Annotated in this window: 14 protein-coding genes; 5 read left to right on the plus strand and 9 right to left on the minus strand. The window is 47.3% G+C overall.

What is annotated here, in order from left to right; genetic code table 11:
• Window positions 1-1425: a TolC family protein gene (locus SFSGTM_RS04195; RefSeq protein ID WP_162084077.1), complete on the minus strand. Its 1425-nt coding sequence runs from the start codon at window positions 1423-1425 to the stop codon at window positions 1-3.
• 187 nt (window positions 1426-1612) lie between these two features.
• Here SFSGTM_RS04195 and SFSGTM_RS04200 point away from each other — a divergent pair, with 187 nt between their 5' ends.
• A complete protein-coding gene (locus SFSGTM_RS04200; protein ID WP_162084078.1) occupies window positions 1613-2962 on the plus strand; it encodes a DEAD/DEAH box helicase in 1350 nt (449 codons plus the stop codon).
• A 3-nt stretch (window positions 2963-2965) separates the two neighbouring features.
• On the plus strand, window positions 2966-3274 hold the full coding sequence (locus tag SFSGTM_RS04205) for a DUF3301 domain-containing protein (protein ID WP_162084079.1): 309 nt from the start codon (window positions 2966-2968) through the stop codon (window positions 3272-3274).
• Here the strand turns inward: SFSGTM_RS04205 and SFSGTM_RS04210 are convergent.
• The 3 genes from SFSGTM_RS04210 to msrB all read right to left on the minus strand — a co-directional run bounded on the left by SFSGTM_RS04210 (window position 3267) and on the right by msrB (window position 5386).
• Complete coding sequence (locus SFSGTM_RS04210; RefSeq protein ID WP_162084080.1) at window positions 3267-4220, minus strand: MBL fold metallo-hydrolase; 954 nt, start codon at window positions 4218-4220, stop codon at window positions 3267-3269. The genes SFSGTM_RS04205 and SFSGTM_RS04210 overlap by 8 nt on opposite strands.
• A gap of 69 nt (window positions 4221-4289) precedes the next feature.
• A complete protein-coding gene (locus SFSGTM_RS04215) occupies window positions 4290-4988 on the minus strand; it encodes a ferredoxin--NADP reductase (protein WP_162084081.1) in 699 nt (232 codons plus the stop codon).
• A gap of 2 nt (window positions 4989-4990) precedes the next feature.
• Window positions 4991-5386 (minus strand): peptide-methionine (R)-S-oxide reductase MsrB, encoded by a 396-nt coding sequence (gene msrB / locus SFSGTM_RS04220; protein ID WP_162084082.1) that lies wholly within the window; start codon window positions 5384-5386, stop codon window positions 4991-4993.
• Between the two features lie 79 nt (window positions 5387-5465).
• Here msrB and SFSGTM_RS04225 point away from each other — a divergent pair, with 79 nt between their 5' ends.
• Window positions 5466-5759, plus strand: a complete 294-nt coding sequence (locus SFSGTM_RS04225; RefSeq protein ID WP_162084083.1) for an encapsulin-associated ferritin-like protein — start codon at window positions 5466-5468, stop codon at window positions 5757-5759.
• Here the strand turns inward: SFSGTM_RS04225 and SFSGTM_RS04230 are convergent.
• Window positions 5756-6517, minus strand: a complete 762-nt coding sequence (locus SFSGTM_RS04230) for an HAD family hydrolase (RefSeq protein ID WP_162084084.1) — start codon at window positions 6515-6517, stop codon at window positions 5756-5758. The genes SFSGTM_RS04225 and SFSGTM_RS04230 overlap by 4 nt on opposite strands.
• 90 nt (window positions 6518-6607) lie before the next feature.
• Here SFSGTM_RS04230 and dksA point away from each other — a divergent pair, with 90 nt between their 5' ends.
• Both dksA and SFSGTM_RS04240 read left to right on the plus strand, forming a co-directional pair.
• Window positions 6608-7027 (plus strand): RNA polymerase-binding protein DksA, encoded by a 420-nt coding sequence (dksA, locus tag SFSGTM_RS04235; protein WP_162084085.1) that lies wholly within the window; start codon window positions 6608-6610, stop codon window positions 7025-7027.
• A gap of 27 nt (window positions 7028-7054) precedes the next feature.
• Window positions 7055-7477, plus strand: a complete 423-nt coding sequence (locus SFSGTM_RS04240; protein WP_232526040.1) for a hypothetical protein — start codon at window positions 7055-7057, stop codon at window positions 7475-7477.
• Between the two features lie 64 nt (window positions 7478-7541).
• On the opposite strand, the gene pnp is transcribed toward SFSGTM_RS04240, so the two are convergent.
• The 4 genes from pnp to purT all read right to left on the minus strand — a co-directional run bounded on the left by pnp (window position 7542) and on the right by purT (window position 13188).
• Window positions 7542-9665, minus strand: coding sequence for a polyribonucleotide nucleotidyltransferase (pnp, locus tag SFSGTM_RS04245; RefSeq protein WP_162084086.1), 2124 nt, complete (start codon window positions 9663-9665; stop codon window positions 7542-7544).
• Window positions 9666-9772: 107 nt separating this feature from the next.
• Window positions 9773-10042 (minus strand): 30S ribosomal protein S15, encoded by a 270-nt coding sequence (gene rpsO / locus SFSGTM_RS04250; RefSeq protein ID WP_162084087.1) that lies wholly within the window; start codon window positions 10040-10042, stop codon window positions 9773-9775.
• A 91-nt stretch (window positions 10043-10133) separates the two neighbouring features.
• Window positions 10134-11486: an exodeoxyribonuclease VII large subunit gene (gene xseA, locus SFSGTM_RS04255; protein ID WP_162084088.1), complete on the minus strand. Its 1353-nt coding sequence runs from the start codon at window positions 11484-11486 to the stop codon at window positions 10134-10136.
• Window positions 11487-11982: 496 nt separating this feature from the next.
• Window positions 11983-13188 carry a formate-dependent phosphoribosylglycinamide formyltransferase gene (purT, locus tag SFSGTM_RS04260; RefSeq protein ID WP_162084089.1) on the minus strand — a complete coding sequence of 402 codons (1206 nt, stop codon included), beginning with the start codon at window positions 13186-13188 and terminating at the stop codon, window positions 11983-11985.
• Between the last annotated feature and the right edge of the window lie 9 nt (window positions 13189-13197).

Below are 13197 nucleotides of genomic sequence, written 5' to 3' on the forward strand. Positions count from 1 at the left end.
TTATAATTGTTCGGCTTCAAGCTGGCCGAGGACTAGCTTCAAATTGGCACGCTGGATGGCAACATCGTACTCAGCAGCAACGACATCAGCGCGGGCTTTGTCTAATTGTGCCTGGGCGGCGAGTTGTTCGGTAATTGTGGCAACACCATTGATATAACGCTTGTTTACCAGGCTGGCAGCCTCTGTTGCTTGTTCTTCTCCGAGATGTCTTGCACTCAGTCGTTGCTCGGCTTCACTTGCTTTGCGACGGGCATCCTCAACCTGATAAGCGACACCTGCCTCTGCTTGAGCCAGTTTGGCGGTGATTGCTGTTTGTGCAGCACGAGCACGGGCAACACCGGCTGAAGTGACGCCGCCATCAAATGCTGTCCATGACACAGTACCACCTACGGTATATGAATTAGCGCTGAATCCCAGAGTAGGGTCGTTCCAGTCCTGCCGTAACATCAGACCTACTTGTGGTTTGTATGCGGCTTTGGCCATGCCGATATTAGCCGCACTCGCTTCCACTTGCTGGCGGAGTGCATTCACGCCAGGATTGTTTGCAATCGCTGTTTGACGCAATGCTTCGGTAGTCATGGTGGTGGGTTTAATGTCAACCGATGCGCCAACATTTAGTGGTGCTGTTAATGGCATGCCCAGCAGCAGGTGAAGTTGATCAAGTGCGTTACTGACGGCATTTTCAGCCTGCATGCGTTGTATGCGTATATCTTGTAACCGGACTTGGCCTGAGAGTAAATCGCTTTTCACGATAACACCGCCTTTAACCAGTTTTTCCATCATGTTGACTTGTGAGTCTGCAGCAGCTTCTGCCTGTTTGCTAACGACCAGATAGGCGCGTGCGGTATGCACACCCTGGTAGGCTTGCAGCACATGGAAAATCACTTGTTGGCGTGCTGCAATATCGCCGTTGCGCGCGGCTTTGATATAAGCTTGAGCCTGTTTAATACCATTGCTGATCATGCCACCTGTGTAGACAGGTATTTGCACTTCCAGGCGAGTGTTTACGTTGGTGACAAAGCCTGGGTAGTTCAATGAAGTGGGGGCGACATTCAGATTGTTGGGATCGAATTGATTTGCACCAAAATCATTAAAAGTAGCGGTACGCTGTGATAGTTTCATGCCGAATGCATTCATGGCATCGTTAGAACCCATGGCGTTAATGGACGCGGTTAATTTTGGCATGCGGTTAGCTTGCGCCTGATCCAGCCCCGATTGTGCTTGATCGATTTGGGCACGGCTGGATATCAGGTCGAAGTTCTGTTTCAATGCGATTTCGACACATTCGTTAAAACTGAGCGGGGGGCTGAGGGTTTCTTCTTGGGTTAAATTGAGCGAGTCGGCGTGTGCTGGCGTGTATGGCAGCAGCGCGATCGCGAGTGCCACGGCTGACAAAACGGGTTGATACTTAATATGCAGGTTCATCGTTTATGTTCACCTAATGTGTATGTATCCCTTGAGGATATTACCAGCCTATTCTGGATTTTGCTGATGATGAATTATATTAGAATTTAATTATATTCTAATTAAGCTAATTAAAGCAAGATATAAACAGCAAACCGAGTTGGGGATGTTGTAAAATAGCGTTTTATGAATTGTTGAGAGGTAGTGCATGGCTTTTTCTGATCTCGGTCTCGTACCTGAGATACTACGTGCTGTGGAGGAGTGTGGTTACACTGAGCCTACACCAGTACAAGCGCAGGTTATTCCCGTTGTGTTGACGGGCTGTGATGTAATGGCGGGCGCACAAACGGGCACGGGGAAAACTGCGGGATTTACATTGCCGATGTTAAGCCGGTTAGCACAATATGCTACCAGCAGTCCATCTCCAGCACGTCATCCTATACGTGCCCTGATCTTGATACCTACGCGCGAATTGGCGATGCAGGTTGAAGAAAGCGTGCAGAAATATGGCAAGTATTTGCCTTTACGTGCCACTGTTGTTTATGGCGGCGTGAATATGAATGCGCAAATTGATATTCTGCGTGGTGGTATAGATATCCTTGTGGCGACACCTGGTCGTTTGCTTGATCACGTGCAAAATAAAACCGTTAATTTGTCGCAAGTGCAAATGCTCATCCTTGATGAGGCGGATCGTATGCTGGATATGGGCTTTATGCCTGACTTGCGTCGCATTATTGAATTGTTGCCTGAGGGGCGGCAAAATCTGATGTTCTCCGCGACTTTCTCGGGAGAGATTAAGAAGTTAGCAGACAGTATCATGAATCAGCCGCAACTCATTGAAGTGGCGAAACGTAATGCGACGGCAGAAACGGTGACTCAGATTGTGCATCCAGTGCACAAAACCCGTAAGCACGCTTTATTAACCCATTTGATAAAGTCCCGGCAGTTGCATCAGGTATTGGTGTTTTGTAGTACCAAGCTAGGCGCAAATCGATTAGCACAGCAATTAGGCCGCGATGGTATTCCAGCCAATGCGATACATGGTGACAAATCTCAGCAAGCACGAGTTGAAGCGTTAGACCAGTTCAAGCAAGGAACTATACAAGTACTAGTCGCCACCGACGTAGCTGCGCGTGGTATCGATATAGATCAGTTACCTGTGGTGGTGAACTTTGACTTGCCGCATGCGGCTGAAGATTATGTGCATCGTATCGGGCGTACAGGTCGTGCGGGCGCATCAGGTGCAGCAATTTCACTGGTGTCTGATGATGAGTTTCGTTATCTGAGTGATATTGAAAAGCTGCTTAATAAAAAAATTCCATCTGAAATTATTCCTGGTTACGCACCTGATGTTGCTGTCATGCCTGAGTTCTCACGACCAGTACGTAGCGAGCGTGGCAATAGCGAGCGGAATAGTAAACCATCCGAGCCAGCACCACCGGTAGCTAAACGTGAACGCGGTGATGTTGATGTGCCTGACATGCCTTTGATAGTTCGCCCCAATCAGCCTGCCCGTAGTAAGCAAGTCGCCGCTTTGTTCTTGCCACGTAAGGGTTGATACGTGGAGTGGTTGGTAATTGCGGTAGCGCTAGGTTTGGCCTGGTTCTGGCTGGACAGCATGAAATGCCATGACATTGCCGTCGCACGGGCAAAGCGTGAAACCGACAGCGAGAATGTACAATTGCTTGATGCGACAGTTGCGCTGGATAAATTGAGACTGGCGCGTGACGATGACGGGCGTATTGGTTTACAACGCAGTTATCGGTTTGAATTCAGTGATACGGGTGATAATCGGCGTACTGGCTGGATTATTATGCAAGGCAGTACCGTGTTGACGGTACGCCTCGCCCAGTTATGGGTTGTCAATTAGTCGCTTCGATTTCCAGTACAGCCAGGCTGATTTGTTTACCTAATTGCTCGGTAAAGCCCGGCAGATTGCGGAATTTCTTCAATTTTGCAGCGACAATGTCTTTCATTTCAAAATCAGCTTTGCCTGCATCGTGCTGTGCTTTGACGGTAGCGAGCAATGTAGATAAATAATCTCGATACCGTTTCACTATAGCAATCGAACCCGTCTGGCCATGTCCAGGCACATAGCGTTTGTCGTGCAAGCCTATGGCACGGTCGCAGGCAGCGATGCTGCCAGCAAAGGTGCCGTCGTCCACACGTCCAATATAATTGTTGAGTACATTGTCGCCGGTGAACAGTGTGGCATCTTCAACCACTTCTATCATGATATCGGTTTTACTGTGTGCATTTTCAGGTGCATAAATATGAAAGTGCATACCACCCGTGGTGATGGTTTGATCATCAATGACGGGAATAGTGGGGATAACGGCTTTGGTTGATGCGGTGTAATTGTCTGTGAGCTGGTTCATGCGATCCACCCATACCTCAGCTTCGCCCTGCTGCGCCAGTTTGATCATGTCCGGATGTGCGACTAATTTTGCATCAGGATAAGCATCGGTAATAGCCTCATTGCCTAACCAGTGATCGCCGTGAATGTGGGTGTCAAATACATAGGTTACTGGAAGTTTAGTCACTTTAGCGATTTGACGTAACACCATGCGTCCCGTTTCCAGGCTGGAGCCTGGATCAATCACTACCACACCATCTTGCGTGATAATAAAGCCAGGGTTGTTCATAAACCCTTGATTCTTGACTGAGGGCTGACCTAATGGGCCGTGTATTACATACGTATGGGCGGCAACTTTTTGTGCAGGATAGTTGCGAACTGGGTTGTCTGCGGCATTAGCCGTGATGGGGAGAAGGATGGCAATAAGTTGGCAAGCCAGGATACGTGGCAATATTTTCATTGGGTATTCCTAGATGATGGGTGGGATGTTGAATTATCCCTGTTGCGGTAGTGCTGGCAAGGTATAAATCTACCACCACTTCTCATAAATAATACGGCTGGCTGGCACGTCTATGCTGGTTAAAACCGCGCTCACATCCTCCACCATACCTTGTGGGCCGCACAGGTAATACAGCGTTTCATCACTCATTCCTGCCGCTTTAAATAACGCGGCATCTATGCGTCCAGTCTTTCCTTGCCATGTGTTATCAGCTTGGGTCAGAGTGACTATATGATGCATATTGGGCAGTTGGCTGATTTTTTCAATGTCTTCCTGGAATAAAAATTCATCAGTGCTTGGTATGCTATAAATTAATGTGGCATCCGTTTGCGGGAGTGATGCACCTATATAACGGAAAATACTGATAAGCGGGGTGACCCCGACTCCTGCACCGACAAGTACCACACGTGGGCTCATTTCGGCCTGATAGAAAAAAACACCCTGGCCATCAGAGATGCGTACCTGATCCCCAACCTGAGCTTGTTCGTGTAACCAGCGAGTGACTGGGTGACGTGTGCTGGATTTAATAGCTAGTTCCAGATGTCCGTGCGTAGTCGGCGTGGAGGTCATGGAGTAGCCGCCGACTTCCGTTTTCCCCTGTATATCTACGTATAAATCTATCCACTGACCAGCCAGGTAATGGAATGCTGAATCGGCATCATCCAGCTGAAAAATTTTAACTGTGGGGCTGGCTTGCTGAATAGCGCTAATGGTAACGGTGTGTATCATAATTAAGCAGGTATAAATTCTAGGGAGGCGGAGTTGATGCAATAGCGTAAGCCTGTAGGTGCAGGACCATCAGTGAAAACATGACCTAAATGGCTATGGCAGTGATTGCAAAGTACTTCTGTACGCGCCATCATCAGGCTGCGGTCTATACGTTCATCAATAGCCGTATCTGTTGCCGGTTGCCAGAAGCTGGGCCAGCCACTGCCTGAATCATATTTGGTATCCGAATTAAATAACAATGCGTCGCATACGGCGCAATGATAAGTGCCAGCAGCTTTCAGATCCCAATATTTGCCTGTAAAAGCGCGTTCAGTGCCGTGCTCTCGGCAAATATGGTATTGTTCAGGAGTTAATTTGCTGCGCAACTCGTCATCGGTAGGGATAGTTTTTGAGTTCATAAGTTCAGTGATGAATTTGAAATGACTGGTTGTATTAGGCTAACGAAATAAGGTTTTGTTCATTATAAGGTGAAACGACATGGCAAACGAAGGCTATCACGAAGCAATTGAAAAATTAAGTGACGCAACCCAAGATATGCATCGTGCAATTACCTCGTTAATGGAAGAGTTGGAAGCGGTGGACTGGTATAACCAGCGGGTTGATGCGTGTACTGATCCAGAGCTGAAAGCTATACTCGCGCACAATCGCGATGAGGAAAAAGAACATGCTGCGATGGTGCTGGAATGGATACGCCGCCGCGATCCAGTAATGGATCACGAGCTGCGCGATAACTTATTTAAAACAGGTGCTATAGCTGGCCAACATGGTTAGTTTGCTGCGTGCCAGGCACGAATAGCAGCCAGGTTAACGCAAGGCTGACCATGCAGACTGCCACACATGATTTGTGGACTGGCATCAGGTTCGCCCATGTCGCTTACTACTGCTGTGGCGCCAGTGAAATCATGAGTCAGCGTATAGTCATTCACTGTGACTAATGTTTTTATGCCTGCACCCAGGCTGGATTTAATGCCGTTTTCTGAGTCCTCGAACGCAAAACAGTCCTGCGCACTCAATCCCATTTGCTGTAACGCCCAGATATAAATATCGGCTGCTGGCTTTTTGGCCGGTACGATATCTCCTGCTGCAATGACTTCGAACCAGTCATTCGCATCATCAGCTAAACTGTATTTGAGTAAGGCCGTTACGTTTTCTGGTGTAGTGGTGGTGGCAATGGCTAAGCGTAAACCAGCGTCACGTGCTTCCTGAATTAAGCGTGTGGTGCCTGTGCGCATGGGGATGCCGCCTTGCTGGAGTAATTCGGTGTAATGTCTGGTCTTAGCTTTGTGTAGCGCAACCACTAAATCATTAAAATCGGCTGGTTGCTGGTAGCTGGTGTTGAATTTTTCTACATAATAGCGCATGCGTTCTTTGCCACCAGTGATGGCAAGTAATTCACCATAGAGTGAAACATCCCAGTTCCAATCCAATCCAAATTCGCGAAATGCGGCATTAAATGCAACACGATGACCATCGCGCTCAGTGTCGGCAAGTGTGCCATCTACGTCAAAAATTAGCGCTTGTAATGTCATTTATAGGGTTCCTTATTGCTCTAAGAGCATAATTCTGTTATTAAGTAGGTTTGCCTTTTTCAAGAACAAACGGAAGCGATATTAAATACCATGGGTACAGATTTCAAAAAATTTACGCCGTATACTCCTAAGCCAGATGAAGAGTACATGTCAGCTGCGCAACTAGCGCATTTTCGCAAAATATTGGAGGATTGGAAAGCGGAGTTATCTGAAGATATCGATGGCACTATTCATGCGATGCAAGAAGATGCCACTTTGTTTGCAGATCCTAACGACAGAGCCAGTCAGGAATCCGATATGGCGCTGGAGCTGCGTAACCGTGATCGTGAACGCAAACTGATCAAGAAGATAGAGCAGACTGTCGCTAAAATCGATGAACAAGATTATGGCTATTGTGATGCATGTGGTGTTGAAATCGGGTTAAAGCGGCTGGAAGCCCGTCCAACGGCTACTTTGTGCATAGATTGCAAAACACTGGATGAATTCAGAGAGCGTCAAGTAGCGCGTTAATCCCTGTGGTTTATAAGGAGTGTTGAGGTGAGTGCGTTTCAAGCTAAGTTGGATGGCATGTTGTACAGCTTGTTATCCTGGGACCAGTTAACTGCTTTCTGGCCGCGTATTGATACGGGTGCTGGTTGGTATCTTTATGCGGTAGGTCAGGAATTGCCTACAGCGGCAGCGAGTGCTGAGCAAGTGGCCGAATTTACCAAGCGTATTGATGCGCTGCTGCATAAAGAACATGAAGAGCGTTACTGCGGCATAGTCTATGCCGACGATACGCAAGCGCCTACTTTTGTCGTCATTTACGATCCAAATAATTTGGGTGTTTCATGTGGTTCGAGTAAGGACAGGGTGTTGCCAGGTTGGGTAATGAGTCAGATTCCTCCTGAAGCTATGGAGCCTAAAGTGGTGCCCAATAACCGCAAACATTGGTGGAATAGTTTCCTCGGTGGTGAATGATTTTAAATATTGCAGACAATAAAAAAGCAGCCTGGGCTGCTTTTTTATTGTCTGCTGTATAGGTTTATTCAGCAGCTGGTGCAGCTTCTGCTGATTCTTTAGCAGGTGCTTCTACCAAAGCCTTCATTGACAGGCGTAAACGGCCTTTCTCATCAGCTTCCAGTATCTTCACGGTAACGTGTTGACCTTCTTTCAGGTACTCTCCTACTGAGTTGACACGCTCATGGGCGATTTGAGAAATGTGCAACAAACCATCTTTGCCAGGTAATACGTTAACAATCGCACCAAAATCCAGCAGCTTGATAACAGTACCTTCGTAGGCTTTACCTACTTCAACTTCAGCAGTGATTTCTGCGATACGGCGTTTTGCGATTTCGCCAGATTCAGCACTGGTGCAAGCGATTTTAACAGTACCATCTTCACCGATGTCGATTTGTGTACCTGTTTCTTCGGTAAGCGCGCGGATAACAGCGCCGCCTTTACCGATAACGTCACGTATCTTTTCAGGGTTAATCTTCATGCTGATAATGCGTGGTGCATAAGCAGACATTTCGGTACTTGCACCGCCTACTGCTGTTTTCATCAAGCCCAGAATGTGCATACGGCCTTCTTTGGCTTGAGCAAGTGCGGCTTTCATGATTTCTTTGGTGATACCAGTAATCTTGATATCCATTTGCAATGCAGTGATACCAGCGTCAGTACCCGCTACTTTAAAGTCCATATCGCCTAAGTGATCTTCATCACCCAGAATATCGGTCAGTACAGCAAAACGGTTACCTTCTTTAATCAAGCCCATTGCGATACCTGCAACGTGAGCTTTCAATGGTACACCAGCGTCCATCAATGCCAGGCAACCACCGCAAACTGAAGCCATAGAAGATGAACCATTGGATTCGGTGATTTCGGAAACCACGCGCATGGTGTAGCCAAATTCTTCACGGCTAGGCAATACAGCTGCCAATGCACGTTTAGCTAAACGGCCGTGGCCGATTTCGCGACGCTTAGGTGTGCCTACGCGACCTGTTTCGCCAGTCGCGTACGGAGGCATGTTGTAATGCAGCATGAAGCGATCGCTGTACTCACCTTGCAATGCATCAATTTTTTGTTCGTCACGGCCTGTACCCAATGTTGCTACCACCATGGCTTGAGTTTCACCACGGGTAAACAACGATGAGCCATGTACGCGTGGCAATACGCTATTGCGGATGGTGATAGGGCGCACAGTGCGAGTATCACGACCGTCAATACGCGGTTGACCATTCAAAATTTGGTTACGAACGATTTTTGCTTCCAGGTTATGGAAAATGTCGTTAATTTCATTAACTGCCAATGTACCCATGTCGCTGGTAATCAATTGCTCAGCCATACGGCTGTGGATAGCTTTGATTTCTTTAGAACGTTCACGTTTTTGGCGAATTTCGTAAGCTTTGTTCAAGTCGGCTTCTGCAAACGCAGCTACCTTGCCAATGAGTTCTTCATTGGCGGCAGGTGCTTGCCAATCCCAAGGCTCAGGATTTACTTCGTCAGCTAGTTCGTTGATCGCGTTGATTACAGCTTGCATCTGTTGATGACCGTAAACGACAGCGCCCAACATGATTTCTTCAGATAATTGCTGAGCTTCAGATTCGACCATCAACACAGCCTGGCTGGTACCTGCAACAATCAAATCCATCGCTGAGTTAGGTAATTCGCTAGCGAGTGGGTTCAGCACGTATTCGTTGTTGATGAAACCCACGCGGGCAGCACCGACTGGACCAGCAAAAGGAATGCCAGATACAGCCAAGGCAGCTGATGAACCGATCAACGCCAAAATGTCTGAATCGACTTCTGGGTTGCTGGACATCACAGTCGCGATAATCTGGATTTCGTTGTAGAACGCTTCTGGGAATAATGGACGCAATGGGCGGTCGATTAAACGTGATGTCAGGGTTTCTTTTTCTGAAGGCTTGCCTTCGCGTTTGAAAAAGCCACCAGGGATTTTGCCTGCAGCATAAGTTTTTTCTTGGTAATCAACTGTCAGTGGGAAAAAGTCCTGACCAGCTTTAACATCGTGTTTGCCTACTACAGTGACTAATACGACTGTGTCATCAACGGTGACTAAAACTGCACCACTGGCTTGACGTGCGATTTCGCCTGTTTCCAGGGTGACGGTCTGGCGACCATATTGAAACGATTTAGTAATTTTCATTGTTTTCCTTTAGATTGCTATTTTTTAGCTTTAGCGTTCAAACAAAACCGCCCCGCGTTTATAGGGCGGGGCGGTATGTTATTTAGACAGTTATGATGTCCAATAGATTATTTACGTAAACCAAGTTTAGCTAACAGATTATGGTAGCTCGCGTTATTGGTACGCTTTAAGTAATCCAGTAATTTACGACGACGGCTAACCATACGCAATAAACCACGACGTGAGTGGTGATCTTTAGCGTTAGCTTTGAAGTGGCCGGTTAAGTCGTTGATGCGAGCAGTCAACAAAGCAACTTGTACTTCAGATGAGCCAGTATCGCCCGCAGCGTGTTGATATTCAGCAACTAATTGTGCTTTTAATTCGGTAGTAACAGCCATGGTGTTCTCCTAAATGGATTAAAAAATCGCGAGGTACTTCGGCTGAAGGATGCGCCTCGTTCGTGAAGCTGTGCATTATAACGAAAATAGCTTATTTTTTCAAACGATTAGTTGTATATAAACGACGTACCTGCGTATCAACACTATCTTTTGCAAAATGGATGCTGAGTTTGGCGTTGATGTCCAGTTGCGCAGTGTTGTGAACGATATCGCCTTGTTCATCGCTGACAATGGCATAGCCGCGTGTGAGCACAGCATTCGGACTTAGATGGTTTAATTCGTTACGCAAATGCTGCAAAGTAGATAAGCGCTGGCTTAATAAATGCTGCATCGTTAATTGCATACGGTTTCGATATTGCGTGAGCTGGCTGCGACGCGTTTCCATGTTCGGTCGTTTTAATCGGACTTTAAGTTGTGCCTGCTGCCAGATACGCTGTTGTAAATTGGCCTGCTGAGCAAGCCGCAGGCGGTTGGCGAATTGTTGCAATGTGATGCGCTGTGTTTGTATACGTTTACCTGGATGAACCAGACGGGCAGTCAGGTGTTGCAATTTTTGTTGTCGCTGTGCAATTTGTGATCGCAATTGACGACTTAGGCGTGCCTGTATCAAATCTAATGACTGTAAAAGTTGGTCACGATTGGGGCACGCCAGACTAGCAGCCGCAGTCGGTGTTGGCGCGCGCAAGTCGCTGACAAAGTCCGTAATGGTGAAATCAGTTTCATGCCCTACGCCACTGATTATGGGGATAGGGCTGGCAGTTACGGTACGCGCCACTTGCTCATCATTGAATGCCCATAAATCTTCTATGCTGCCACCACCTCGGCAAATAATCAGCACATCACACTCTGCACGCTGGTAGGCAAAATTAAGCGCATTAATAATTTGTGCAGGGGCTGTCGTACCTTGCACTTGGCACGGGTAAAGTATGACGGGCAAGCTGGGCATGAGCCGGTTAAGCGTAGTCAGTACGTCACGTAGCGCAGCTGCTTGCGGTGAAGTGATGATGCCGATTTGGCGTGGCATGGCAGGGATGGCGCGTTTGCGTGCGCTATCAAACAAACCTTCCAGTTCCAGTTTGCGCTTGAGTCGTTCAAAGGCCTCAAACAGTGCCCCGAGTCCGGCTCGGCGCAGATTTTCCACTTGTAATTGAAACTCACCGCGTGGCTCGTATAGCCCGGCAGTGGCGCGAACTTCAACCTGCATGCCGTTCTCGGGCTGCCAGTCAATAAATTGGTTACGTCCGCGGAACATCACACAGCGCACCTGTGCTTGCGCATCTTTCAACGAAAAATACCAATGACCGGATGCTGCACGAGTGAGGTTGGATATTTCACCCGCGACCCATGTGAGCGGTATCGTGCTGATAAGCGTCTGTTGTATCCAGCGGTTAAAGCTGGTTACAGTCAGGATAGATGCTGGCTGGTTTAACGGAGAATTTGTCAAGGATTTTCCACAGTGGTTACAAAACGAAACAAATTTAAAGTAAATAGCTTGACGTGGTCTAATTTTATTATCAATTTGATTATAAAGGATAAATTATAATGTCAAAATTTAGGCAATAGATAAAATTCCTTATGCGCGGGTCACTTAGCTACTTGATAAACATATTACCCACAAAGTTATCCACAGAAATTGTGGGTAATCTAAAAAAAGCCTTGTGTGTGATAGAGTTAGCGTATAAATCTATAAGCCAGTCTAATTTCATGATTTGCTTATATTGAATTCTCCACACGAAAAATAAAAGTTTCTAAAATCGCAAGAATTTACTTGACGTCGAGTAAAAAATATAACTACATGATTTTAAATGATATTTAATATGTCTAAAAAATGACCCGCAGGTAAAAAACCTTACCAGCAGGTAACTTAGCACTCAGACTAACACGCTATCCACAAAGTTATCCACAGAAACTGTGGGTAAGCACAAGCTTATTTCGTTATCTTAGTTTGCTACGGCCGATGGTATGACCTTGTTCGCAGCCAGTTTTGCCCGTTGTCTGGCTGTGTCGGTATCGTCCGCACAAGCCAGTGCAACCCCCATGCGCCGACGCACAAACGCTGTAGGTTTGCCAAATAACCGTATCTGGCTGCGGGGCACGCTGAGCGCATCGGCTACACCATTAAAGACGATACCATCAGCGTCCATACCCCCATAAATCACGGCGGAAGCTCCCGGTTCACGTAAGCGGGTATCAACAGGCAAGCCTAAAATCGCACGTGCATGCAGTTCAAATTCACTTTGATACTGGCTGCACATGGTGACCATGCCGGTGTCATGCGGGCGGGGTGAAACTTCTGAAAACCATACCATATCGCCTTTTACAAACAGTTCCACACCAAAAATACCGCGCCCACCCAAGTTTTCAGTGACGCGATGAGCGATGTCTTGCGCGCTTTTCAGTGCAGCTTCTGACATGGCTTGTGGCTGCCAGGATTCAACGTAGTCGCCTTGTACCTGAATATGACCTATAGGGTCGCAAAAGTGCGTTTCAACTTGACCTGATGTACCCAAAGCCCGCACAGTAAGCAAAGTGATTTCATAATCAAAATCGATTACACCTTCAACGATAATGCGTCCCTGTTTTACACGCCCTCCACTCGCAGCATATTCCCATGCAGGTAATACGTCAGTCGCCGATTTAATCATCGACTGGCCTTTGCCTGAAGACGACATGACCGGCTTGATGATGCATGGATAGCCGATTTGTTCATCTATCGCAGCTTGTAGTTCTTCCAGACTATCAGCAAACCGATAAGGTGATGTTGCCAGTCCGAGTGTTTCTGCGGCTAATCGGCGTATGCCTTCTCGGTTCATGGTGAGCTGGGTAGCACGTGCGGTAGGGATCACCTGGCTGATACCGGCTTGCTCGATGGCTAATAATTCATCAGTCGCAATGGCTTCAATTTCAGGCACAATAAAATGCGGGCGTTCGGCTTCAACCAAGGCACGTAGTTGGGCTGCGTCGGTCATGTCGATTACATGCGCACGGTGCGCAATCTGATGTCCGGGTGCATGGGCATAACGGTCAACGGCAATGACTTCTATCCCTAAACGTTGTAATTCAATAATGACTTCCTTGCCTAATTCACCGCTGCCTAGCAGCATGACACGCGTGGCAGAGGGTGATAATGGTGTACCTAATTGCATAATATGGGT

The sequence above is a fragment of the Sulfuriferula nivalis genome, from assembly GCF_009937995.1.
GTDB classification, from domain to species: Bacteria; Pseudomonadota; Gammaproteobacteria; order Burkholderiales; family Sulfuriferulaceae; genus Sulfuriferula; species Sulfuriferula nivalis.